This is a genomic window from Ruminobacter amylophilus (assembly GCF_900115655.1).
Lineage (GTDB): Bacteria > Pseudomonadota > Gammaproteobacteria > Enterobacterales > Succinivibrionaceae > Ruminobacter > Ruminobacter amylophilus.
In genome coordinates, this window is the sequence record NZ_FOXF01000014.1 from 22,458 (window position 1) to 48,357 (window position 25,900).

Annotated in this window: 22 protein-coding genes; 4 read left to right on the forward strand and 18 right to left on the reverse strand. The window is 47.2% G+C overall.

Annotated elements, in window-relative coordinates; all coding sequences use genetic code 11:
* Positions 1–152: 152 nt before the first annotated feature.
* The 4 genes from BMY80_RS05210 to BMY80_RS05235 form a co-directional block, all read right to left on the reverse strand.
* Entirely contained in the window at positions 153–1,061 is a 909-nt protein-coding gene (locus BMY80_RS05210; RefSeq protein WP_093141585.1) for a PHP domain-containing protein, read from the reverse strand.
* Between the two features lie 115 nt (positions 1,062–1,176).
* Positions 1,177–2,412: a Bcr/CflA family multidrug efflux MFS transporter gene (locus BMY80_RS05215; protein ID WP_093141588.1), complete on the reverse strand. Its 1,236-nt coding sequence runs from the start codon at positions 2,410–2,412 to the stop codon at positions 1,177–1,179.
* Between the two features lie 950 nt (positions 2,413–3,362).
* Positions 3,363–5,000, reverse strand: a complete 1,638-nt coding sequence (locus tag BMY80_RS05225) for an AAA family ATPase (protein WP_031580108.1) — start codon at positions 4,998–5,000, stop codon at positions 3,363–3,365.
* A gap of 318 nt (positions 5,001–5,318) precedes the next feature.
* On the reverse strand, positions 5,319–5,540 hold the full coding sequence (locus tag BMY80_RS05235; RefSeq protein WP_093141596.1) for a YdbC family protein: 222 nt from the start codon (positions 5,538–5,540) through the stop codon (positions 5,319–5,321).
* A gap of 557 nt (positions 5,541–6,097) precedes the next feature.
* On the opposite strand from BMY80_RS05235, the gene BMY80_RS05240 reads away from it, so the two are divergent.
* Entirely contained in the window at positions 6,098–7,255 is a 1,158-nt protein-coding gene (locus tag BMY80_RS05240) for an N-acetylmuramoyl-L-alanine amidase family protein (RefSeq protein ID WP_093141598.1), read from the forward strand.
* A gap of 123 nt (positions 7,256–7,378) precedes the next feature.
* On the opposite strand, the gene BMY80_RS05245 is transcribed toward BMY80_RS05240, so the two are convergent.
* The 12 genes from BMY80_RS05245 to rluC all read right to left on the reverse strand — a co-directional run bounded on the left by BMY80_RS05245 (position 7,379) and on the right by rluC (position 17,543).
* Entirely contained in the window at positions 7,379–7,969 is a 591-nt protein-coding gene (locus BMY80_RS05245; RefSeq protein WP_093141601.1) for a sugar O-acetyltransferase, read from the reverse strand.
* 255 nt (positions 7,970–8,224) lie between these two features.
* The gene (gene fabF / locus BMY80_RS05250) at positions 8,225–9,475 is read right to left on the reverse strand and encodes a beta-ketoacyl-ACP synthase II (protein WP_031578694.1); all 1,251 of its coding nucleotides are present in this window, start codon (positions 9,473–9,475) and stop codon (positions 8,225–8,227) included.
* 104 nt (positions 9,476–9,579) lie between these two features.
* A complete protein-coding gene (gene acpP / locus BMY80_RS05255; protein WP_031578692.1) occupies positions 9,580–9,816 on the reverse strand; it encodes an acyl carrier protein in 237 nt (78 codons plus the stop codon).
* Between the two features lie 154 nt (positions 9,817–9,970).
* Positions 9,971–10,702, reverse strand: coding sequence for a 3-oxoacyl-ACP reductase FabG (gene fabG, locus BMY80_RS05260; protein ID WP_093141603.1), 732 nt, complete (start codon positions 10,700–10,702; stop codon positions 9,971–9,973).
* A 14-nt stretch (positions 10,703–10,716) separates the two neighbouring features.
* Positions 10,717–11,652 (reverse strand): ACP S-malonyltransferase, encoded by a 936-nt coding sequence (gene fabD, locus BMY80_RS05265; protein ID WP_093141606.1) that lies wholly within the window; start codon positions 11,650–11,652, stop codon positions 10,717–10,719.
* 11 nt (positions 11,653–11,663) lie between these two features.
* Entirely contained in the window at positions 11,664–12,614 is a 951-nt protein-coding gene (locus BMY80_RS05270; protein ID WP_093141608.1) for a beta-ketoacyl-ACP synthase III, read from the reverse strand.
* Positions 12,615–12,620: 6 nt separating this feature from the next.
* Complete coding sequence (plsX, locus tag BMY80_RS05275) at positions 12,621–13,628, reverse strand: phosphate acyltransferase PlsX (RefSeq protein WP_143066456.1); 1,008 nt, start codon at positions 13,626–13,628, stop codon at positions 12,621–12,623.
* Between the two features lie 24 nt (positions 13,629–13,652).
* Positions 13,653–13,823: a 50S ribosomal protein L32 gene (gene rpmF / locus BMY80_RS05280; RefSeq protein WP_031578687.1), complete on the reverse strand. Its 171-nt coding sequence runs from the start codon at positions 13,821–13,823 to the stop codon at positions 13,653–13,655.
* 14 nt (positions 13,824–13,837) lie between these two features.
* A complete protein-coding gene (locus tag BMY80_RS05285) occupies positions 13,838–14,356 on the reverse strand; it encodes a YceD family protein (protein WP_031578686.1) in 519 nt (172 codons plus the stop codon).
* 203 nt (positions 14,357–14,559) lie between these two features.
* Complete coding sequence (locus tag BMY80_RS05290) at positions 14,560–15,642, reverse strand: hypothetical protein (protein WP_093141614.1); 1,083 nt, start codon at positions 15,640–15,642, stop codon at positions 14,560–14,562.
* A gap of 250 nt (positions 15,643–15,892) precedes the next feature.
* Positions 15,893–16,573, reverse strand: coding sequence for an HAD family hydrolase (locus tag BMY80_RS05300; RefSeq protein WP_177178496.1), 681 nt, complete (start codon positions 16,571–16,573; stop codon positions 15,893–15,895).
* Positions 16,566–17,543 (reverse strand): 23S rRNA pseudouridine(955/2504/2580) synthase RluC, encoded by a 978-nt coding sequence (gene rluC / locus BMY80_RS05305; RefSeq protein ID WP_093141629.1) that lies wholly within the window; start codon positions 17,541–17,543, stop codon positions 16,566–16,568. The genes BMY80_RS05300 and rluC overlap by 8 nt, the downstream gene beginning before the upstream one ends.
* Before the next feature lie 489 nt (positions 17,544–18,032).
* Between rluC and BMY80_RS05310 the strand changes: the two genes are divergently transcribed.
* Positions 18,033–19,433: a sodium:solute symporter family protein gene (locus BMY80_RS05310; protein WP_093141622.1), complete on the forward strand. Its 1,401-nt coding sequence runs from the start codon at positions 18,033–18,035 to the stop codon at positions 19,431–19,433.
* 825 nt (positions 19,434–20,258) lie between these two features.
* Positions 20,259–23,084, forward strand: coding sequence for a ribonuclease E (gene rne, locus BMY80_RS05315; protein ID WP_245730053.1), 2,826 nt, complete (start codon positions 20,259–20,261; stop codon positions 23,082–23,084).
* Between the two features lie 292 nt (positions 23,085–23,376).
* Here the strand turns inward: rne and gltS are convergent, their stop codons facing one another.
* Positions 23,377–24,582 carry a sodium/glutamate symporter gene (gene gltS / locus BMY80_RS05325; RefSeq protein WP_245730055.1) on the reverse strand — a complete coding sequence of 402 codons (1,206 nt, stop codon included), beginning with the start codon at positions 24,580–24,582 and terminating at the stop codon, positions 23,377–23,379.
* A 191-nt stretch (positions 24,583–24,773) separates the two neighbouring features.
* Here gltS and BMY80_RS05330 point away from each other — a divergent pair, with 191 nt between their 5' ends.
* Complete coding sequence (locus BMY80_RS05330) at positions 24,774–25,355, forward strand: hypothetical protein (protein ID WP_093141626.1); 582 nt, start codon at positions 24,774–24,776, stop codon at positions 25,353–25,355.
* Between the two features lie 251 nt (positions 25,356–25,606).
* Here BMY80_RS05330 and BMY80_RS05335 read toward each other — a convergent pair.
* Positions 25,607–25,900 (reverse strand): transposase (locus BMY80_RS05335; protein WP_143066457.1); only part of this gene is annotated, 294 nt, incomplete at its 5' end.

Here is a 25,900-nt window from a genome sequence, read left to right on the forward strand (position 1 = left end):
ATTCAAAAAGAGCCTCTCTGGCAATCTTCATGACTCTGACCTCATCCTTCCGCATTGCCAGATCCTTTCGTTTCATGTTTTCACCTTTGCCGTGCGGATCCGTTCAACCGCAAAATCTTCTGATCCCTTTTGGGAAGCCGTAAGAACCGTAATCAGTTCTCAGGCCTGTAGAAATGGAATTTCGGGTGCATCCATACCGGCTTGAGCCTTTTATCAAAGACATACTCGGCTCCTAAAGGAGATTTGCTGTCCATGTGATAATCGGTACCGCAGGAAGCATACAGATCAAACTCAAGAGCAAGCTCTGTAGGATAAGTCAGTTCGTACCTGAAATCTTCCGTCTCCCCCTGTCTGCATCCCAGAGTTTCCATGGCCTCGCCGCCTGCTTTTTTGAAGCGTTCAGCCAGATCATGCATTTTTTCCAGTCTTCTTTCCCTGGTGTTTTCAGGCTTTTTAGGATCAAAGTAACGCCAGATATGGGCAAGAACGGGAATGCCTCCGGCCTTCAGAATGCATTCAACAGCCTCTTCCATTTTACACCAGCCGGCTTCCCCGATTTGTATTTCACCGCCGATCCCGAAATATTTACGATATACATCATCCGGAGAACTGAGATTAACAAGCTTTTTCTTCAGCAGATACTGAGATACGCTGTACTTGTTTACGGTTCCGGGAAAGGAGTTCATCAGGTCATCGTAATCGGCCATGATTCCCGCGGCATTCATTTTCCGGCAGAGCTCCCTGGTATGCTCCTTTCTTTTTTCGTCCTGCTGTTTCAGAAGAGATGTGAGGCATTCGTTTCTGATGTCAGGACAGAGTCCCTGAATGTGAATCTTTTTCGGAGTGGAAATCTCAACACCGGCCACCAGCTTTACCGAGGTCTTCAGGGATTCCTCATATGCCTCATCTATGCCGGATACATTGTCATGATCGGACAGACCGAACACTCTGATGCCGGCGGCTTCAGCCTTTCTGACGACCTCGGCGGGAGTATGTGCTCCGTCTGACCTGTTGGAATGATTGTGCAAATCCAGTTTTAAACCTTCACAAGCCTCACTCATGAGACCTCCTTAATTCTGTTATCACCGTAATTCAGCTTTCAGCACGCTGACGTATCCGCAGTATTTTCCGTAGATATCCTACATCATACGCACTGCTTAGAAAAGCCGTCAGACTTTATTTCTCAGCGTCAGTCACCTTTTCTTTCACGGCTCCGGGAATCGCCGGATCGTCCCTGCGGTATCTGCGGCTTAACAGGAACACCAGCAGTGCTCTGACTGACAGTACGAACATGGTTCCGGCCATTGGTACCGCTGATTTACCGGGAATGCAGTTGAACACCAGTCCGGCAATCGAACCGAGTCCGAAACGCATGAATCCCATTACGGACGAAGCGGTTCCGGTCATTTCCGGAAACTTGCCCAGAGTGTAGGTGGTACTGAGGGCACCCACAAGCCCCACAGTGCACACGGTCATCACCACCGGAATAATCACCAGTACGATGCTCTCAACCTCCACCAGTGCGCCTGCGAGAAGCAGGGTTCCGCCTGCGGCACTCAGACAGAGAGCACTCAGGAAAGTAGGCATGAAGCCGAATCTTTTAACGAAGAAACCGGTGAAGCTTACCACTGCCATAATGGTCACCACGTTCATGGCGAACACGATGCCGAAGGTCATGCTGTCCAGACCGTAAATCCCCATATACACGGAAGAGGCCCCGGAAATAAAGGCAAACATGGCGGCACAGTTCATGGCCTGAGCCAGCACTGAACCGCAGACACCGCGATGTCCCAGGATTCGGCGGTAGTTTCCGGCCACGGCTCTGAAATTAAGAGGCTGTCTGTTTTCGACGGGGAGCGATTCCTTTATACCGAAGCCTATGAATATCAGAATCATCACCCCGATGAAGGTCAGCAGATAGAAACAGTATTTCCAGCCGAAACCGGCAAGAAAACCGCCAAGTGTCGGAGCCACCAGCGGAGCAAGACTCATGGCTATCATTGAAAGATTTATGGCTCTGTTGAACTGTGTTCCCCTGAAAATATCCTTCATCACCGCATTGGCGATTACCGCTCCGGCGGCTCCGCCTAAAGCCTGAAGAAGTCTCATGCAGAAAAACACCCTGAAATCAGTGGTAAGCACGGCTCCGAGAGAAGCCAGGGTAAAGAGCAGAGTTCCCGCCAGAATTATCTTTCTGCGTCCCAGGGCATCGGATACCGGACCGTAAAAAAGCTGCCCCACGGCAAAACCTCCGAAGAACACGCTTACGGTAAGCTGCATATCGTTAATGGAGGAATTCATGACTCCGGCAATAGTGGTAAGCGACGGCAGATACATATCCGTGGCAAGAGGAGCCACACAGCTGGCAAAACAGAGAATCAGAACTGTTTTAATGAATTTGGCATCAGACATACGCACTTATACTCCATTGACGGCGAACTGGTTTTTAACTTTGTCATGATCCCGGCGGAAAGCCCTGCCTTTTCAGATTTGCCGGCGGACTTCATTATCAGGTTCATGAAACGGGAATGAATCCGGGCACTAATTTTAACACACATTGCCGCAGCTGATTTTCTGAAAAACGCCCGGCACTCAAAATAAAAAGTTCCCGCAGGTTTGTCCGGCCTGCAGAGGCATTACAGGTTTCAGGTCTTTTTTTGTTTATTCAGTCCAGATTCCACTTCATGGAGTACGTAAAAATAAATGATTTACATGTATGTCGCATGTATTACATATAAACAAAGTACTTTATATTTATACCGGACATAAAGTCTGATAAACAGCTTAATGCCGGTGATGCCTTGAAAAAAAAGCAATTAGGTAAAAATCAGGAAGCAGGCCCCTGAAAAAGCGGTATGTGCAAACGGAGCAAAGCCAGAAAAAGGCTCGAACCACGATAAGTGGTACAGCAGGAATGGCTATATGTTCACCATACCATGTATGATTTAATGGTAAAACCTGCAGAGTCAGCCGGACGTATTGGTGCAGCCGGGCAGCAGTTAAATAATATTCTGAGTTTTAGAAAATCTACTAATCTTAACTCTTTGGCGTTATGTTTTGAGGCACTCGGAAAACCTTTAACCGTAACTCATCAGCATTTTGCCTGTTTTGATAAACTGTGTGTGCCGTGTAATACCTGAGTCAGTGTCGTGCCGGGCATTTTTTATTCTGAGCCTGCTGTATTTAAACTGAATTGAAATGGACGGGGATGTGCAGGCTTCAGTAAATCTGATTAAAAAGACCATGACCGCAATGACCTCCTGATTCTCCGGAAAAAACAACAATACAGCCACCATAAAGATCGAAGCGGTGTCAGTCAGTTCTGACACCGCTTCGCAGCAGATCTGAAAAATGAATGACGTCTAGGCAAGAAGAGCCGAACGCGCTGAAACCTTTGGCTCGCTGTCGTTTGACAGAACAAAATTATAGGCCATGACACAGATTCTGCCGGTGTAACCGTTAATCAGCTTTCTGAAGGCGCCGGATCTGAGTCTCAGGTTAAGAGTTTCATCAAGGAATCTGTTTTCATCGACATTCACGGCCACGGCAATAACCGAATAGCTCTCGGAACCGCCGATATCCTTCAGAATGAAGATGTTGCCGAAGGTGATAATCTCATAGTTTTCCATATCGGAAATAAAGTCATAAACCGCCTGCCAGATGGTTATGCTGCTGCGGTTTCCGAGGTACTTCTTCTGCAGCAGGAGATAATCCCTCAGCACTTCGCCGAGCACGGAGGCATCAGCATCCTCAATCGCCTGCTCAATCTGTTCCCTGCGTGAAACCAGAGAACACAGGTCTCTGAGGTAATCACTGTTGGAGTTAACCTCATCTGCCACCGCCATAACGATCTCGGTATTCACCAGTTCCGCCACGTCAAGACGGCTGTCAGTCTGTGTTACCAGTGATACCAGCCCCTCCGCATAGAGAATCTGCAGGAATCTTCTGGTATAGGCATAGATTTCCCTGGCGTAGCCGGTATTTACGCGGGGATCATACTGGCTGACCTCCTTCATGTTCACCACTTCGCCGTTAAGAAGTCTGGCCACGCCGATGTCACCGCAGAGAAGATAGGCTCCGGTTCCGCTGCCGAGACTGTCTCTCACAAACCAGATGGCATTGCTCACATTGGAGGTGATGAACATGTCCCTGGCCTCAATTGAGGTGAACAGAGTGCTCGGCTTTACCAGTCCCCCGTCATAATGACCGCACCAGTCGTACAGTTCATCGGAATCAAGTTCGGAGAAGCTTGCCTTCAGAATGGTGGTCATTTCCTCGAAGGTGATACCGCACCAGCCGAACATGCGGGTGGAACCGGTCTGCTTCTCTGAGGAAAGATTGTAGAAAAGTGAACCTGCCCCCGGATGTTCAGGATGAACCAGCATATCGGTAATCCCGGGAATATGGGTACCTGCCAGGGCAAGATAGATAAAACCGTCCCTGCGGCTGCTTTCGATAAGACCTGCCCAGAGCCTGCGCCAGGCATTCAGAAAATCAGCGGTACGGGTTACAAAGCGCAGTACCCTGTCAAAATTCTTGAATATCAGTACCAGCTTTCTGCCGGTATCAGCACTCAGGGTCTTAAGCTGTGCCGCCCAGTCGTATTTCGGCAGTTTTCCGGTTTCAGGATAAAGAGTCCTGATGGCCTGTGCGGTCTGTTCGCAGAGGTCGGTAATGAATCTGTTGTACTGAGTGGTGTTGTTAACTTCCATGAAATCAAAGGTAAGTACCGCGTACCTGCCTCTTTTGGCGAAAGTGTCCGCAGACTTGACTATATCGGTTCCCCAGAATACGGAGGTCTCGGTCTTTTCATTGTAGAAAGCCCCTACCATGTCGGCAAAGGTGGACACGCCCAGTCCGCCCGGTGCGCACAGGGATATGAAATTGTGCCCCTCTGAAACAGCATTGTCGACCTCTTCAATGTATGAGGTCTTGTCGGCTCTGAGCTTGCGTGAACAGAGAGAAATATAAAGATTATCCTGAGTTACATCAATCAGCATCTGCAATACCGGTTTTTATAATTATTCTGAAAAACAGAAATCGTTTAAACACACATCGTACAATTCAATGCATATTATACAGTATTGTAACAAAATTTCTTGTATTAAAAGGTTTCAGCCTGAATTTATTGCAGGATTCACGGATTATGCTGAACGCATCCGTCCGTTTTCAGAAAAATCAGGCGTTTCCGGCCTGATTTTCAGGAAACTGCCGGTAACGGTGTTTTTCATAAGAAAAAGCGTACGGCAGCACATGTAACAAAAAAAAGAATATCAGCGGAAACACCGGGGGCATCCCCGCTGATATTCACGGGGAAATCATCCTGCGATTGAACCGAGAGCCGCGCGCAGTGAATTGAGCTCATCCTTGGTCATGGTTACGCCCTTGCCCATCTTTTCATGGTTAGGGGCCCACTCACGCAGATCGTACTTCGGGGCGGCATTGTTCCAGGAAACAAGGTTAAGCTCCTTGCGCCATCCCTTAGGGTTTTCGGAAATAACAGCCAGCTCCTCTACTATTTCAAATTTGATATCAGTCATTAGTCTTTCCTATGGTATTAATTATTGATTATTTTTATAAGTATCCGGTTTTGCTATTTTTTATTTCTCCGTGCTCCGCCGTTCTGAAAACCAACCGTTTTCACTCCTTTATTCACCTGCGGAACATCATAAGCTGATTTATTGTGCGTTATATTCTTTCATTAATTGCCATGCACATCTGTATACGATGTCTCATTTTTGAAAAAATTGTAAAATATTTTTAAAAATATTTTTATAAAACAAACACTTTTATTATCTTAATTGCTTTTTAATAAATAAAAATCGTTATTTAACTTAATATCTATTTTAACCATCGGGAATATTCATAAATAGATTGTTTTAGATAAATATAATTATTTAATACCGTCAAAACAGAATTCAGACAGTTTCAGTCGGTTTTAACCGGAAAAAGCTTCGGCATACGGAATGAAGCTGAAATAACGGATACCGCTTCACGATTTTTTTTGACCTTCCGAGCAACAGTGCAATGCCGGACTGTAACGGGAGAACGGCAAACGTTAGAATATTTACCGTATGTCATCTGCAGGAGGTTTTTCATGTCAAAGGACGGGAATTTACTTAAGTCTCTGTTTACGGGAAAGGGATTCCTTTCAGAAACCGGCGTTCCGGGAATCGCCGCCTTAATTGCCGCCATGTGTCTATGTCCCGAAGTTCAGGCCGGGGATGAGGCTGCCGTTAACGGTCACGGAACGGATACCATCACCCATGTTATAAAAAACTGCCTCTCTCCGGACGCTTTTTCCCGTCCGGAAAACGAACATCAGACCGGCAGCACTCCGGGCTCACTCCTAATCATCGCCGATCCGTCCGATAACAAACCTGAAGAGAATGCCGGTGATGAAACCCAGCCTGATGATGCCTTCGACGAAACTTCCGTTACGGCGGAACAGAACGTGCGGAACAGTGATTCCCCGAAGGAAAAAGGCGGAAAGAAAAAGAAGGGAAAGATTAATCCCGAAAGCATAAACAAAGCCTTCGCCACCCCTGACATAAAGATAAAATCACCAAAGGAAATATCCAAGACCGTTTATTCCCGAGAAGCCGTGGCCGCGCACTCCTCCATCAGCATACTGCTGGATCCGGGACATGATTATGAAAACTACGGAGCCGTCTCCACCGAATACCGCGTCAGTGAATTCGTACTCAACCATAATCTGGCCCTGAAGCTCGAAAAGGAACTCAGAAAACGCGGATACTCCGTGGACTTCACCCGTACCCTTCTGGAGAAGTCACCGCTTAAAAACAGAGTGGCGAAAATCAGAAAACATGACATCCTTGTATCCCTGCATCATGACTCGGTTCATGAGAAGGACTGCGAATGGACAAAAAACATGACCTGCAGAACGGACAGGGCTAACGGCTACTGCGTGCTGATTTCCGACGAAAACCCGCAGCTTCGGAAATCATACAGACTGTCATATGCCATCAGCTCATATCTTAAGAACAGCAGAATGGTGCCCAACCTGTACAACAGAAATGACAAGAGAATGATTCTGGTAAATGACGACCTTGCAGTCTATGACCGCCGCAATCTTTACATACTGCGCCGCAGCAGCATTCCGGCCGTGCTTCTCGAAACGGCGGTAATCACCAATCCCAGAGATGAGGAAATGGCTCTGAATCCTGATTTTCAGGACAGATACGTTAAAGCCGTGGCTGACGGCATCGATGCGTATTTTGAAGCGGAGAAATAACAGAAATCAGATAAACGGAGATTTTTAACTCCTTTTACCGATCAGAAAGGCTGCAGAAAGAAAAACAGACATTTTCTTTTCTGCAGCCTTCTTTTTATAAATCAGTCCGGTACAGGCCTTAAGTTAATTTCTGTCCCAGCATCTTTTTCTGTCTTCATCGGTAATGGCTCTTACCACGCGGCACGGATTCCCTACCGCCACGCAATTGTCCGGGATATCCTTTACCACCACGCTGCCTCCGCCGATAACGACATTGCTGCCGATTTTAACTCCGGACATTACCTGCACTCCCGCACCTATCCAGACATTGTCACCTACGGTGATGGGATATGCGTACTCAAGTCCCGCATTTCTTCTTTCAGCATCAGTCGGATGACCTGCGGTATAGAATCCGCAGTTGGGAGCAATAAACACGTTATCGCCGAATATCACTTTACCGCCGTCAAGAATGACCGTGTTGTGATTGGCAAAAAAGTTCTCGCCGATTTCAATGTTATATCCGTAGTCACACCAGAACGGAGCGACGATTGTAAAGGCTCCCCCGGTTCTGCCGAGAAGCTCACGCATGATTCGACGCTGTCCTTCTTCGTCAGACGGACGTAGACTGTTGAAATCGTAGCACAGCTCCTTCGCCGCCGCTCTCTCGCGGATAAGTTCCCGGTCGTAGTTGGCGTCATAAAGCATCTGCTTCTGCATTTTTTCTTTTTCAGTCATAAGCTCTCCTGTTACTTATTGCCTGACAGTCAGTATAACCGAAAAAAAGCAGATAATCCGCACCATCTTCATGAAACCTGTCGAAGATAACATGCATTCCTTAAATCTGAATTTATGAGATGATACGGTCAACCTGCGCAGAAGGCATCGTACTCCTTTTCGGATTCCTTCCGGGGCCGGGACCGTGCCATTTTTTATTAATACAAAAAAAGGGACAGCTGAGCCGTCCCTTCAAATTAAGTTTAATAAAACTGATTATTCAGCGTAACGCTTGAACAGTAATGAACCGTTGGTACCGCCGAAGCCGAATGAATTTGATAATGCATAATCAAATTCAGCCTTCTGGGCAACATTAGGAACCAGATTGATGCCTTCAACTTCAGGATCCGGATTTACCAGATTGATGGTTGGAGGGCAGATCTGATCACGCACTGCTAAAGTGGTGATTACTGCTTCAATTGCACCGGCAGCACCCAAGAGGTGACCGGTCATTGACTTGGTTGAGCTTACGCGAACGGTGGAAATTGAATCACCGAAGGTTGCCTTGACGGCACGGATTTCAGCGAGGTCACCGAGGTGAGTTGAAGTACCGTGAGCGTTTACATAGCCAACCTTGTCAGCGGTAATTCCGCCGTCATGAATAGCGTTCTGCATGGCAAGAGCCGCACCTGCACCGTCATCAGGAGGAGCAGTCATGTGGAATGCGTCTGAACTCATGCCGAAACCGGCGAGTTCTGCGTAGATCTTGGCACCGCGGGCCTTGGCGTGTTCAAGTTCTTCGAGGATCAGTACACCGGCACCGTCACCTAACACGAAACCGTTACGATCAATATCCCATGGACGGCTTGCCTTTTCCGGATCGTCATTGCGGGTTGATAATGCCTTGAGGGCACAGAAACCGCCGATACCCATCTGGGTTGAAGCCTTTTCGGCACCGCCGCAGATCATTACGTCTGCGTCGCCGTACTGAATCAGACGTGCACTCAGACCGATGGCATGAGTACCTGATGAACATGCAGTTACGGTAGCAACATTTGGACCGCGTGCACCGGTTCTGATTGATACATGACCGGAAACCATGTTGATAATGGTTGATGGAACAAAGAATGGACTGATCTTGCGAGGACCGCCTTCAATCAGGGCTTCTGCATTCTTTTCGATAAGACCGAGACCGCCGATGCCTGAACCAATTGCACAACCTACACGAGGAGCATTTTCCGGAGTAATCTCAAGACCTGAATCCTCAAAAGCCATTAAGGCTGCTGCAATACCGTACTGGATGAACAGGTCCATCTTACGGCTGTCTTTCTTATTGATACCAAACTTTTCAGAATCAAAGTCTTTTACCAGACCAGCAATTTTGCTTGGAAAATCAGTAGTATCAAAATGATCGATAAGAGAGATACCGCTCTTACCTGCTAATAAATTCTTCCATGCTTCTTCAACGGTGTTACCTACCGGAGAGAGCATCCCAAGACCAGTTATTACAACTCTGCGTTTTGACACAGATTGCCTCCGTACAAATTAAAAAGACCTAAACAAGAAAAGCGTTCAGTTAATCACTAAAACGCTCTTCTTTAATATCACGGAAAAACTACATTAAGTAGCTATTACTTGCGATGTGCTTCGATGTAGTCGATAGCGCTCTGAACGGTAGTGATCTTTTCAGCATCTTCGTCAGGGATTTCGGTATCGAATTCTTCTTCTAATGCCATAACTAATTCTACGGTATCAAGAGAGTCAGCACCTAAGTCGTCGATGAAAGAAGCTGATAATACAACTTCATCTTCGTTAACACCGAGCTGTTCAACGATTACTTTCTTAACGCGTTCTTCAATATTACTCATTTATATTAATCCTATTTACGATTATCGTGTTAATATACAAACCCTTTCGGGTTATGAATCTTATTTAATTTAGCTCATTATAGCTATTTATATCTAGTATATCTAGTAAAATATTAAAAAAACTGTCCTATGTCACTAATATACTAAAAATATACTACATGTACATGCCGCCGTTTACGCTGATGGTCTCACCGGTAATGTATGAAGCCATGTCGGAAGCAAGGAACAGTACCGCATTGGCGATATCCTGAGGGTCGCCGAGCTTGCCTGCTGGAACCTGAGTCAGAATGGCTGACTTCTGTTCTTCGGTAAGAGCAGCGGTCATATCGGTAGCGATAAAGCCAGGAGCCACACAGTTAACGGTAATGCCGCGTGATGCAACTTCCTTTGCAAGGCTCTTTGAGAAACCGATTAAACCGGCCTTGGCAGCAGCGTAGTTGCACTGACCAGGATTACCCATCAGACCTACTACGGAACTTACGGAAATGATTCTGCCTGAACGCTTCTTCATCATCGGTCTGAGAACGCCCTTTGACATTCTGTAAACACTTGCAAGATTGGTGTTGATGATGGCATCCCATTCTTCATCCTTCATGCGCATTAACAGATTGTCGCGGGTGATACCGGCATTGTTAACCAGAATATCAACGTCACCGAAAGCGTTCTTTACGGCTTCGAGACACTTGTCTACTGATTCCTGAGAAGAAACATCGAGTACCAGACCGATGCCGTTTTCACCAAGATATTCAGAAATCTTAGCAGCACCGCTTTCTGAAGTAGCAGTACCGCAGACCTTTGCACCGAGCTTGGCAAAGCTTTCAGCGATGGCACGACCAATACCTCTTGATGCACCTGTTACAAGTACAACCTTACCTGAAAAATCCATATTTTCTCCTTTACTTAGGCGACTGCAGCCAGAGCTGCGTCTAAAGTTGCGGCATCATTTAAAGAAATTGCGTTAACTTCCTTGTCAATGCGCTTGATTAAACCTGACAGAACCTTACCAGGACCTACTTCAATCATGGTCTTGATACCTTCTGCGGAAGCAGACTGAACGGTTTCTACCCAGCGTACGGGACTGTAAAGCTGTCTTACCAGGGCATCCCTGATTGAATCCGCATCGGTAACCTTTGCCACGTCAACATTGTTGATTACAGGAACGGAAGGAACCCTGAATTCAACCTTTGCAAGTTCCTTGGCCAGTTCATCGGCAGCGCTCTTCATGAGGGCGCAGTGTGAAGGAACGCTTACGGCAAGCGGAAGAACACGCTTGGCACCCGCAGCCTTCAGAGCTTCTGAAGCCTTGTCCACGGCTTCCTTGTTACCTGCGATAACAACCTGACCTGGTGAGTTGAAGTTTACAGCCGAGCATACCTGTGAACCTGCGGCTTCGGCACATGCCTTGATGACAACGTCATCGGCAAGACCGATTACAGCGGCCATGGCGCCTACGCCTGCAGGAACGGCAGCCTGCATGAATTCACCGCGAAGCTTGACCAGCTTTACGGCATCCTTGAAATCGATAACGCCTGCACAGACAAGGGCACTGTATTCACCGAGTGAATGACCGGCCATAACTGCAGGCTTTAAGGAACTCTTTTCCTGCCACAGTCTGTATAAGGCAACAGAAGCTGTCAGTAAGGCAGGCTGAGTCTTGTAGGTCTTGCCGAGTTCTTCAGCAGGTCCGTTCATAACGAGATCAAAGAGATCATATCCGAGAACTTCTGAAGCTTCAGCAAAGGTATTCTTGATTACAGGATATAATTCTGAAAGTTCCTTAAGCATACCTACAGACTGTGAACCCTGACCCGGGAACACAAAACCAAAATTAGCCATATAAACAACTCCTAGTATTTAATTAAAGCACTGCCCCAGGTAAAACCGCCGCCGAATGATTCAAGAAGAATCAGGTCGCCTCTCTTGATGCGGCCGTCTCTGATGCCTTCATCAAGTGCGATAGGTACGGATGCGCCTGAAGTATTACCGTATTTATCAAGATTTACTATAACCTGTTCCATAGGCAGTGCCAGCTTGCGTGCGGTGGCCGCGATGATGCGGAGATTTGCCTGATGAGGAACAAGCCATTTGAGTTCGCTGCGGTCAATGGAGTTTTCTTCCATTGTTTCGGTAACCACGTGACTCAAGGTGTTTACCGCCACCTTGAATACTTCGTTGCCCTTCATGTAGAGCCAGCCGATTTCAGGGTTGAGACGGTTTACGTTAGGCAGCTTGAGCAGATCACCGTATGAGCCGTCGGCGTGAATGGTGGCGGAATAGATGCCCGGTTCTTCACTGGCACCGATAACGGCGGCACCGGCACCGTCACCGAAAAGAATGATGGTGGTTCTGTCGTTAGGATCACATGCTGAAGACATTACGTCAGCACCGATAACCAGAGCCCTTCTGGCAGTACCGGCCTTTATGTATGAATCGGCAATGCTTAAACCGTATGAGAAACCGCTGCAGGCTGCCGCCACGTCAAAGGCGGGCTGTCCCTTTGTTCCCAGCATGGCCTGTACCTGACAGGCTGCGGAAGGGAAAGCGTTCGGAGCACTGGTGGTTCCGACAATGATAAGATCAAGATCGTCAGCGGTGATGCCTGCGGCTTCAACAGCCTTTACTGCAGCCTTGTAAGCCATTACTGAAACAGTATCTTCATTTTCAGCTATTCGGCGCTCTCTAATACCGGTTCTTTCAACAATCCACTCATCACTGGTTTCAACCATTTTTTCAAGATCGGCATTGGTACGAACCTTAGGAGGAACGTAGCTGCCTGTACCGAGAATTTTACTGTACATAGAGTTCTATGCGCCCTTTAACTTAACCAAACAATCAGCAATATGCTTAGGCACCTGATTAATACTTTCAGATCTGGCCTGAGCGATTGCACTCACTAAAGCATTACAGTCAGCAGCCCCGTGACTTTTAACGACAACACCGTTCAGTCCCAGAAGAGATGATCCGTTAAATTCATCAGGCTGCATATCAGTTATACGTTTTTTAAGAAGATATTTTATAGGTTTGAGCAGTTTGTGCAAAACAGAAAATCCGTATAATCGCTGTTCTATCACACGATAAAGACCTTCTGCGGTTTTCAGGGCTATATTTCCTGAAAATCCGTCGGTAACTATGACATCTGCGGCACTGCCGAAAATATCATTACCTTCCACAAACCCGATGTAGTTCAGATTTTTACATTGACTCAGAAGCGCAGATGCGCCCTGAATTACATCAGTCCCCTTTATAGCCTCGCGTCCCACATTCAAAACAGCAACTCTCGGATTTTCAATATTCAGGTAGTCGGAAGCCAGAATTGATCCCATCAGGGCAAACTGGAACAGAGTATCCTGATCGCAGTAAAGATTCGCGCCCAAATCCAGAAAAACTGTCCCCTTCTTATTTAATGTAGGAAGCACTTTTACCAGTGCGCTGCGGTGAATTCCAGGAATGTTTCCGAGGAGGTGGTTGGCTATCGCCACCATAGCACCGGTATTTCCGGCACTCACAGCTGCCATGGCCTTTTTAGTAGAAACGGCTTCAATAGCCGCCCACATTGATGACTGCCTTTTGTGTCTCAGTGCATGAATAGGATTCTCATTTCCCTCGACGGCATCGGCAGTATTTATCAGTTCAACCCTGGAATTGCCTGTCAGCTTCTCTTTTCTGAAAAGATCCAGCACCAGATCTTCCTTACCGAACGCCAGAACATTCAGATCAGAATAAAACGCCAGTGCCTGCTTGATAGCAGGCACTGACACTCGGGGACCGAAATCGCCCCCCATTAGATCTAGTGCTACAGTAATACCTTCCAAGGTGATCTGCTTTATTTACTCAGATTACTTGTTAATTACCTTAACACCACGGTAGTAACCGTCAGCGGTTACGTTGTGACGTAAATGGTATTCCTGAGTGGTCTTATCCACAGATACAGTTGGGGTAGCTAAACTATCATGTGATCTGCGCATATCGCGACGTGAACGAGACTTACGATTCTGTTGAACGGCCATTGCCTTCTCCTAATTTACTTACTCTTTAATTTACTCAAAACCGCAAAAGGGTTGGCTTTCTCCGGCTCTATGAATTCGCCAGCCACCCATTCCTTTCCGCCTTCCGGACAATCGGCATCCTCATGTCTGGGAGAGGAAGGCAATGAGAGAATCAGTTCGTCTTCCAGAATCTGGTATAAATCGACTTCACCGAATTCATCGACTTCGACGTAATCATATAAATCCTCCAATCCAAGCTCCTCAACCTTTTTCAGATCGGGAGTGTAGCGAATCTCGGAATTTAATTTCAAGTCAAAGAGTTCACCGCAACGTTGGCATACACACTTCACAGCAGTACCAACACTGCCCTCAATTGCTGTTATACCCTGCAAATCGACACCGAAAGTCAGTCTGACCTCAGCATCTTCAACAATTTCCTCTACTATACCCTGCAGTCTTTCCAACTTTTCCTTTGGAATAATACCAACGTAGTCCAGTCTTTTGGCTGCTGTATATCGAGGGTCCACTTTCTGTGGGATTTTCACTTTTTGCATAGTGTCGCTATGATATATAAAAAACAAATTATAGTCAAAGAAAAAAATTAAAAATTACAAATTGACTATTAACTGACCTCTAAAATACTCACAGGTTTACTCACAGCCGGTTTTTTCAGCTGAATAACGATGTCTGCGGAATATCCGGATTTCCGCGGATGTTTTTTCAACAGCTTTTTCACCGGCTGTCCGAGAGCTTTCCGTCAGTCGTCAGACACCACTCTTCCTTTTTCTCTGTCAATGATGAATTTTCTGATGCATTTTATACCTATCAAAAGTCCCGCACCGGAAAGGAAGAAGAATATCGACACATGCAGTCTGTCCCAGAAGTATTCAAAATACTTGGTATACAGATCCATTCCCATGAATGCGCATCCGAATCCCAGAAGCATTCTGCTTTCCGTCTTTACGCCTAACCAGATGGCGTAGAGCGCCCCCGCTCCGAGAACGAGTGCCCAGAAGAACAGTTCCGGATTCGAGTCGCCGAAAATTGACAGAAACCACAGTGCCGTAAACGAAACCAGAATGCCGTACGCTCTGCTCGTGCCGAGCAGATCCCGGGACTGCAGGATTCCGGCTGAAACCGGCCAGAAGGACAGTAACGTAAGCAGACCGCCGAATATCAGAAATCTGTACGGCTCCTTTATGGCCAGCCAGTATGCGCCGAAACTGTAGCCGCTGGAGCAGCCCAGCCAGTTACAGAATGATATCAGGGCAAAGAGCCACACCAGTCCGGACTTTCCGAGCCACGCAACCGCGCCGTACACAAAGCACCCGACCATCATCATCCACACCATGCCGGCTTCAGGCAGGTTCAGCGCCATACCGAAGCAGAACAGCCCCGAAGCGATGCACAGGCATCCGAGCACCAGAAGCAGGCTGTATGTTTTTACGTATTCCGGAGATTTTTCCTTCTGTACAAGTCCAGAGCAGATAAATCCCGCGGCCATGGCAAAGGCCCCCACGGTTTTTACGGCTGCCGGGGTATTATTCATCAGTCTGACAATCAGGTCACTGCAAAGAAGTGATCCGACCGCAATAATCATGCAGCACACGGCAATCCACGTGAAATGAAAAATTATTCTGCGCCAGTTTATTCCGACTCTGATGCTGGCATTAAGAGTTTTAAGCTGCTCATCGGAAAGCAGGCCGGTTTCATGCCAGTAGTCCAGAGCAGAACGCAGTACTCTGGCATGTCTTATATTAACCTCCAGAGGTCTGCAATCCGCCGCCTCGCCGGGATTCTTATCTTTGTTTCCGGATTCTGAAACAGTGTTTTCTGTCATAAACTCTCCTTCCTGCGGTTACGGATACGGTAAATCCATGTTCACTCAGGCCGTCAGCACGCAAAAACCTGACTTTACGGAAAGCCCGTCAGGACTCTTCCTTAATATAAAGCTTACTGGAAAAAACCTGATTTTCAAAAACATTTATCCCGAAAACGCATGTTAAGTCCGATTTAACCGGAGTCTGCGAAAAAAAGCCTGAAGTGCAAACTTCAGGCTCTGAAAAAATCATCCTTAACCGGACGTTATCCTACCGCATTCCGGCAGAGTTTCCGGTTCCCGGCAGAAGATCAAGGAGATCTGAAAGAGTGTTCACCACCGCATCGGCGCCGGCATTCATCAGAGTGTTTCTGTCATGAACCCCGGTAAGCACTCCGGCGGTACGGGTATGAGCGTTTACGCCCATGCAGATGTCAAGACTTGAATCCCCCACCATCAGACAGCCCTTCGGCGGAATTCTGAGTTCATCGCTGAGTCTGTTCAGCATCTGCTGATCCGGCTTTGATCTAACTTCATCCCCGGTTGATGAAACATCTATGAACGGAGCAATGGAAACATAGCTCATCACCCTGTCATAGCCTCTGCGGGATTTACCGGTGGCGATACCTATCTTGTAGCCGCGCTTCTTGAGTTCAGATACCACATCGTAGGCATCTCCGAAAAGAGTGGTAGGATTTTCGGCTTCAAGACGCAGGTAGGTATCCTTGTATACCTCAACAGCCTTTCTCACCTCTTCCTCATTTCGTCCCGGAAGGATACTGGCAATGGCCTCGCCTAGAGACAGCCCTATAACCGATTTGGAATCCTCGTTTGATGGAACGTCGGCTCCGACCTCTGAACAGGATATTCTGATGCATTCAACTATACGGCTTATGGAATCCATTAATGTACCGTCTATATCAAATATAACGGCTTTTACGTCATCAAACATGTTGCTCTCCCTCCTCATCTTCCTTACGAATGTTTGAAAGCAGATTTTCCAGATCCCCGGGTAAAGGCGCGTAAACGGTTATTTCCCTGTTGATTACGGGATCGGTAAAGGTTATGTGTTCGGCGTGAAGGAACATGCGGTCAAGCCCGAGAGCCTCAAACCTGCGGTCAAACTCCCTGTCGCCGTATTTGTCGTCACCGAGTATCGGATGACTCCTGTAGGCAAGGTGCACGCGAATCTGATGCGTACGCCCGGTATGCGGATATGCCTCCACCAGGGTCACGTCCCTGAAATTCTCCCTGATTTTAAAATCGGTAACCGAAGGTTTCCCGTTGACCTCGTCAACACGAACCACCCTTTCACCGCTCATCAGCACGTTCTTGGCAAGAGGAGCTCTTACCGTGGTTATTCTTTTGCTGAACACACCGCGAACCAGGGCAAGATACTGCTTCTGCATGTTCTTTTCCCTGAACTGTTCATGCAGCTGACGCAGCACGCTGCGTTTCTTGGCCACAATCAGACAGCCGCTGGTTTCCCTGTCCAGACGGTGGGCAAGCTCCAGAAAATGAAGTTCCGGTCTTATGGAACGCAGAGCCTCGATTACCCCGTAGGAAACCCCGCTTCCGCCGTGAACGGGCATGAAGCACGGCTTGTTGATCACCATGAGACCGTCATTTTCATAAAGAACGGCATCCTTTAGGGCACTGACCCTGTCAAGATTGGCTGACGGAAGAACCACTTTGGCTTCAGACATTCTCAGAGGAGGAATTCTGATTTCATCCCCGGCCTGAAGCTTGTACTCCGGTTTGATTCTCTTTTTGTTTACTCTTACCTCACCTTTACGAAGGATACGGTAAATCATGCTCTTGGGCACTCCCTTGAGCACTCTTATCAGAAAATTATCAATTCTGGCGCCGGCCTCATCCTCATTTACGGTCTGAAAACTTACGCCCCTGTGTTCTTCACGAATATCCTGCACGGTAATCTCTCTTTCATCACCCTATTTATCTACGGTTCGTATTTTAACTTATTTTCGTGACATTCTCCACATGACAGGAATAAACGTTACATGCCTGCCAGAATACATGTTCATAAAGACTTCAGAAAATACGGCAGAAGAAAAAAGAAACAATTCCGCCCATGCCGTGATCACGCGGAAAAAATTGATCTATAATACTTTACGGAGGACTTAGACGTCTGCAGATGATTCACCGGCAACACCCCGGAGACGCCGGCACGAGGTTCCTCACCGTAAAAGATAACATCACGGGCTTTACCGCCCCTGCCGGATAATCCGGTTTAAACCATAACTATAACAATCAAATTCCAGAAACGGACTGATAAACGCATTCAGACAGAACCATTCAGCCGGAGCGCCGCGTGAACGGGAAAAACACGCGCGCAAATCACCGGCCGGGCTTCAGAGATTACAGATTATTACAGAATTAAGAGTACAGTTATGTCCGTTACACTAATACAGATGGTCATGATGGTTGCCACCATCAGTCTAATCATTGGCGCAGGCATCTGGTCCGCCAGAAAAATCAGATCCGCCGAAGGCTTTTCACTTAACGGACGCAGGGCATCGGCAGGCATGGTGGCCGGAGCCATAGCCGGAAGCTGCATCGGCGGAGGTGCCACCATAGGCACTTCGCAGATGGCATTCTCCTTCGGATTCAGCGCCTGGTGGTTCACCATCGGCATCGGTACCGGATTTCTCTTCATGGGCCTGTTCTTCGCCCGCAGGTTCCGTGAAAGCGGCAGCGAAACCATCACCCAGCTGCTGATAAACACCTACGGTTCCGGCAGCGGTCCCGTAGCCTCCGTCATTTCCTCAAGCGGCATATTCTTCGCCGCCGTCGCCTCCGTACTTCCGGCCATCTACCTCATATCCCACCTTATGGATATAAACATCTATGCGGCCGGTGCCATCCTGTTCTTCCTGATTATCGTTTACATATACTTCGGCGGAATCAAAGGAGCCAGCGTTTCAGGTCTTTTCAAAAGCGTGATTCTGTGGCTGATGCTGACGGTCATCGGCTATACCGCGTCAAAGGGTCTGCATGAGGTGAAGGACATAGAGTATTTCATTCCCCGCGGACTGGACATGTTCGGACAGGGATACTGGCAGCCTCTCGAAACAGTGATATCCATGTCTGCCGGACTTCTGTGCGCCCAGAACTATGCTCAGGCAATATTTTCCGCAAGGGATGTGAAAGCCGCCAGAATCGGCTGCTTCGCGGCTTCCGCACTCAGTTTTCCGGTGGGAATTCCGTGTGTACTGGCTTCAATGTACATGAAATCCATGCATCCGGAGGTAACTCCCATCATGGCGCTGCCTGAATTCATCATGCGCTATCTTCCCGAACCGCTCGCCGGCATAGCCCTCGGAGTTCTGATTATCGCCCTGATAAGTTCCATTGCCGGACTCACGCTGGGCATCAGCACCCTGCTCACCAGAGATATATGGACCAGGGTATTCAGAATTACCGAAAGCGGAAAGATACTGAGAACCAACCGTCTCACCGTTATTCTGATTTCCGTACTCACCATCACCTTCTCCCTGTGCAATCTTGAATCACAGATACTGACCTGGAACATACTGGCGCTGGCTCTCAGAGCCGGTATCTTCATACCTCTGGTTCTGGCACTGTACCGTCCGAAACTCATTCCTCCGGCCTGGGCCGTTCCCGCCATGCTGGCGGGCACTCTGGTGGCAGGACTTGCCAGACCGGTGCTTCACAGCACCGTTCCGCCGCTCTTTCTCGGTTTTGCGGCCGTAATCATCATGATTGTCATCGCCCGTATCCTAAACAGAAAAACACTGTCACCTAGTGTGGAAAAAGCAGTCGAAAGGTAACACGGTTTTAAGGAAGCAGGTCTGAACAGACTGAGTCTGCGGCCGGTCCCGAAGCGGCCGCACTGTCCCGCGGCGTTTTATCCGCCCGTGCCTTTAATATTGCGTTCGGCTGTTTACGGTTTCACGGGCGGTGAATAAATTGTGGATAACAAGTGTACAACCTGATTATAAATAAAACGGGATTTCCGGAACCGCCGTAATTTTTTCCACTCCCGGAAATAATGCGTTTTTCATAATCCGACATAATTATTCCTGATGTCCGTTTCTGCATAATTATGCAGAATAAGTGTTCAATATTCGCCTAAACAAACATTTTTTAACATTATTTCTGCTTTTTTTATTGCCACTGAGTAATTAATAATGAGATAATTAGCGCGGATTATTTCCAACCAGAAAGGTACCTTCCGATACCTTCCGGAAATATCCACAGGACATGCCTCCAGGTGATTCACACCCTGCCGGCGTGTTAAATGAAAAATAGATGTATACAGGTACGGATTAACTCTTAGAGACGTATGAAAGGCAGAGTAATCGACCCGAACTAAAGATTGCATAAGAACCGGGATAACATCCGGGTTCACATTAAGACACGGTATAAGACCAGGAGATTCCGGTTTTCCGATGGATTTTCAGGCAACCGTGAAAATAAGTTCAGCATTCCCCCTTTTACGGGCCTTCAAGTGAATGCGGTTGAGATATAGATAAGACTCAGGCATGTGCCATGTTCTGATAAGACTTGCTATTAATTCTAATACAAGCTCGGACGGCATATTCTACGTATTCTGCTGTTAATACTGTACCATAACCAGATAAGAGCAGTAATTAATGAAAAGAATGCTAATAAACGCAACTCAGGAAGAGGAGATGCGTGTTGCCCTGGTTGATGGTCAGAAAATCTATGATTTAGATATCGAATCAGCCGGACATGAGCAGAAGAAAGCTAATATCTACAAAGGCGTAATCACCCGCGTTGAACCAAGTCTGGAAGCCGCATTTGTTGATTACGGTACTGACAGACACGGTTTTCTTCCACTCAAGGAAATAGCCAGAGAATACTACAAGCCTGGTTTTTCTTACACCAACAAATCCACCCTGAAAGATGCGATCGCAGAAGGTACCGAAGTTATCGTTCAGATTGAAAAAGAAGAACGCGGACTTAAGGGTGCCGCTCTAACCACCTATATTTCCATTGCAGGTTCATACATCGTTCTGATGCCAAACAATCCTCGCGCCGGCGGTATTTCACACCGCATTGAGGGTGATGACAGAACCGAGCTCAAAAAAGCCCTTGATTCTCTCACCATTCCTGAAGGCATGGGTGTTATCGTCAGAACAGCCGGTGTAGGCAAGAGCCCTGAGGATCTCAACTGGGACCTTAATATTCTTGTAAAGCATTGGGAAATGATCAGGCAGGCTGCCAACGACAGACCTGCTCCTTTCCTCATCCATCAGGAAAGCAACATTGTTCTCAGAGCCATCCGTGACTACCTGAGACAGGACATCGGTGAAATTCTGGTTGATGTGCCTGAAGTATTTGAACAGGTCAAGAAGCATGTTTCCATGGTTCGTCCTGACTTTATTTCCAAGGTTCATCTGTACGAAGGCAGCGACCCGCTGTTCAGTCACTACCAGATTGAATCACAGATTGAATCCGCATACCAGAGAGAAGTTAAACTTCCTTCAGGCGGTTCAATCGTTATCGATCCTACCGAAGCAATGACCTCAATTGACGTTAACTCGGCAAAGGCCACCAAGGGCGGAGACATTGAAGAAACCGCACTTCAGACCAATATTGAAGCAGCCGAGGAAATCGCCAGACAGCTCCGTTTACGAGATGTCGGCGGTCTGATTGTTATCGACTTCATCGATATGAAGCCTGTTAAGAATCAGCGTGAAATCGAGAACAAGATGCGCGAAGCAACCAGACAGGACAGAGCAAGAATCCAGTTTGCCAGAATTTCCCGTTTCGGTCTTCTGGAAATGTCCAGACAGCGTATCAGACCATCACTCGGTGAATCAACCTCTCACGTATGTCCGCGCTGCGCAGGCCTCGGTTCAATCAGAGACAATGGCTCTCTCGCCCTCTCAATTATCCGTATCATTGAAGAGGAAGCCATCAAGGATTTCACTGCCTCAGTATGTGCAAGAGTTCCTCTTGAAGTGGCAGCCTACCTGATGAACGAAAAGAGACATTCTCTCGACGGTATTGAAAAGCGTCACGAAGTACGCGTTTACATCATACCTGACAGAACTCTTGAAACTCCTAACTACGAAATTGCCCGTATCAGAAGCGGTGAAGATGCTGAAATCAATACCTTCAACTTAATGAAGCGTAACGCTCCTCAGTTCAACACCCCTGCTCCAAGCAATTTCCCTGCGGCCCATGAAGACCAGACCGTAATCAGCAGCAGAAACCGTTACGAACCGCAGAAACCTGCCGTAAACCTTGAAGCAATCAGCGAAAGCATTGCCAAGCCGGCTCCTGCGGTAACTCCTGTTCAGTCCGTAGGTATATTCAAGCGCATGCTTAACAGCATCGTCGGTCTGTTCCGTGCCGAAGACAAGGACATCAATGACGCTACCGTCAGCAAGCCTTCAATCTCCAAGGTAAACGTGAACAGAAAGGACAGCTCTTCAGCCAAGCGCGACCGCAACGGCAAGAACCGTCCTGCCGGAAATCAGGCCGGAGCAAAGAACCGCAGCACCCAGACAGGCAGAAAACCTGCTCAGAACACTGCTGTTCAGGCACAGAAACCTGCAGGAAACAAGTCCAAGAACAGACCTGTTATCGAAGAAGAAATTCAGGTTAAGGGAAACCGCAGCGCCAAGAAGAATCATCCTCAGGAAGGAAAGAACGCCAACCGCAGGGAAGAAGCAGTCAAGACTGAACATACCGCAGTTGAAAACACTGCTGAAGTTCAGCAGACTCAGAAGTCTGAAAAGCCTGCAAGAAACGGCAAACAGCAGCAGAAGAGAAACCAGAACGGTGAAAACCAGAGAAAGGAACGCAAGCCGCGCCAGAATCAGCAGGCTGCCAAACCTGAAACCGCGGTTGAAACCGAAGCTGCGGCAGCAGAAACCGCTGTGACGGCACCTGCAGCTCCTAAGGCTGTTCCGTTTGAATACAGAACTCCTGCCAGAATCGGCTGTATCTCCAACGTAAGTTTCGTGGCTGTAGCCATGACTGAACCTGCACCTTGCGATCTTGACGAGGTTGCTCCTTCAGCCGGTATCGAAACCGAAACTCCTACCGGAGCATGCGGCAGACATGCAGGCTTCAGTTCCATCAGCAATCTGGCTCACGTTGAAATGACCGAACCGGAAGCAGGTGAACTTCCTGTCGTTGAACCTTCATCAGGAACCGAACAGAATGAGCTCTTCAATGAAGCAGCCGGTTTTGCCGGAGTAAGCTCCATCAGAAACCTCACCACTGTTCCAATGACCGAAGCCGGAGCAAAGGAAGAATCAGTACCTGAAGTTTATGCTGAAGCAGAAGTTAAGACAGAAGCTCAGGCAGAAAACGTTCAGAGTGCTGTCGAAGTCCAGCAGGAAGTAAAGGCAGAAGAAGAACAGGTTAAACCTGAAGCGGCTGAAAGTTCAGAAGCATCGGAACCGCAGGTTCTTCCTGAAGAAAACGGCAAAGCAGAATAATTAAACGCAGACGCGTTTATTTAATCTGACACAAAAGGCATGAATCATATTCATGCCTTTTTTATTTCATTTCATTTCGGGAAGCATTCAGAAACAGCGGTATTCAGCTCTTTTGACGGTCTGCCGCATCTGATGTTCATTCTCCGTGAGACACTGTTAAACTTAAGGCATGGACTCTGCTTTATGAGTCATGGACTTTCAGCTTCTTTACCGAATGAACATGAAAATCCTGTCTCCGGACATTTTCATCCCGGATTATCTTTACGGATATCCGGGAAAATCATTTTTACCGTTATGACAGAACCTTACTGAACCCCGTGATAATCAGGGCATTTACGAAATCAATAATAAGCGAGCCCACAATTGAGACTACAAAAAAGGCTCTCGGTGCCTGACCGTAAAATCCCGTAAGAGTAGCCATGTTGGCCAGGGCATTAGGTGTGGCTCCCATACCGAAACCGCACTGTCCGCAGCAGAGTACGGCGGAATTATAGTTTCTTCCCATTATTCTGAAGGTAACGAAATAAACAAACAGTATCAGGAACAGACACTGAACAGCCAGCGTTACCGCAATCGGTCCCGCCAGAGACTTTAGTTCCCATAAATGGAGATTCATCAGGGCAAAGGCCAGAAAATACTGCAGAGCCAGATTGCCGGATGTTGCTATCGCATGATCGGGAACGCGGTGTCCGGTACAGTCAACGATATTTCTGATGAAACAGGCCACAACCATCGGTCCCAGATAGGCGGGCAGTACAAATCCTGCTGATTTCAACCAGTCCATCAGCAGAGTTCCAACTGCCACCGCTGAAAAAATATATATCAGTGCAGCTCCCAGCGTATCCTCGCGAAGATGCTTTACGGTCTGTTCCTGTTCACACTCATCTGATGAAAACTCACTGTGTCCGGGATATTCGATGCTGTGCCTTTTTATAATGAATTTTCCGAGAGGTCCGCCGATGAGAGAACCTGAGATGAGACCGAAGGTGGCGCAGGTTACGGCTATAGAGAGACCGCCGGCAAGCCCAGCCTTCTCAAGTTCAACACCGAAGGCCGCCGAAGTTCCGTGTCCGCCCACAAGAGAAATGGATCCCGTCGCCAGTCCCAGCAGAGGATTCTCATTGAAGAGGCAGGCCATACCGATGCCTGTAAGATTCTGTTCCACAATCATCAGTACCGTACACAGAGTAAACAGCAGAACCTCCTTTCCTCCCCGGAGAAGCAGTCTGAAGGATGCCATGTAACCTATTCCGGTGAAGAACATCATCATTGTCAGATCCTTCAGCTGGTTATCAAAATGCAGTTCATGATTCCAGTATTCATGAGCAATCAATGACATTATCGCGAAAAAGATACCTCCGGCAACGGGTCCGGGAATGAAGAATTTTCTGAGAAAAGGCAGGATACTCTTGACCGCATGTCCCATTATAAGAACCAGAGTGGCGCAGATAAGAGAGTTCATCATGTCAAGACTGTAAATTACGGTTTGAGATTGCATAATCGTATGGATTTTCTGTAAATGAAACACTTTTTTAAATTACCCCCTAATCATACAGTAAAATTCAGGAAATATGCTAATCTGATGTCACGCTTAAGACAAAGATCCTTAATAAAACGACATTACATGCTCATGAATATGTTAATATACATGACCGGTTATGAACCTTGTCGATATAAAGGGATAAAACAATGACTGACAGATTATTGAAAGGCTGTTTTACCGGCCTCATTTTAAGTTTGTTCACCGCAGGCATCGCCGAAGCCGCACCCAACATCTGGAGCAGCGAATTCCAGCAGCAGTGGTGGGAATACACTATTCATTCTCCAAAGAATAAAATCAAAATCGCCATCGGCTGCATGGGTGAAGTCAATGAAAATGCCGATGATGAAGATGAAGGTGAAGGTGAAGAGATTCATCGCAACCTGTACGTTTACGCGGACGGTGAGGATTTAATCGAGAAGGAACATGCCAACAAGGTTGAATACTACAAAAACGAAGAGGAAAACACTCGGGACGGCTATGATCAGGTTGAGTTCTACATAGACGGCAAGCTCTACACCTTTGATACCGAGATGAAAGACAATTTAATTGAGATTCCTACGGAATACAAATCCACCGGCCTTGCCTGGACTGAATTTCTGGAGAAGCTGCAGAAAGCCACAAAGATTGAAGTTTTCTTTGCTGAAGAAAAGATCGGTGAACTCAATCCAAGAGAAGACAGTCTGAAGAATCTCAAGGACATCACCACCACCTGTGCTTCCGTATACTAACGGTCTGCACCGGCGAGCATGTGAAAATCTTTCTGTAAATAGAAAAATATCCTGAGAAAATTTTTTAAGCAGTAACCAGAAGGTCACTGCTTTGGTGTTATTAATATTACCTGTTTGTTTTTATAAGTCAAGATTTATGTTTTATAAATAAAATAGTCAATTATTTCTATTGAAATTTAACTATTTTTATTAAAAAACAAAATAATTCCTAGACGGAAGTTTCAGCTTCCGTCTTTTGTTCATACCGGAAATCAGTCTGGTAATCGGCCTTCATACATTATCTGAAATTCACCGTAGATTACTCCCCAGTTTCTTAGAGGCATGGTCCATTTTTTGGTTGCTTCAAAAGTGGAAAGATACAGTGCTTTCAGCAAGGCCTGGTCGCTAGGAAATACGCTTCTCTGGCGATTAAGTTTGCGGTAAGACGCATTAAGGCTTTCGATGGCGTTGGTGGTGTAAATGACCTTTCTGACTTCAGCTGAGAATTTAAAAATCGGGCATATTGCATCCCAATTGTCATACCAGCGTTTCATGGCTCTTGGATA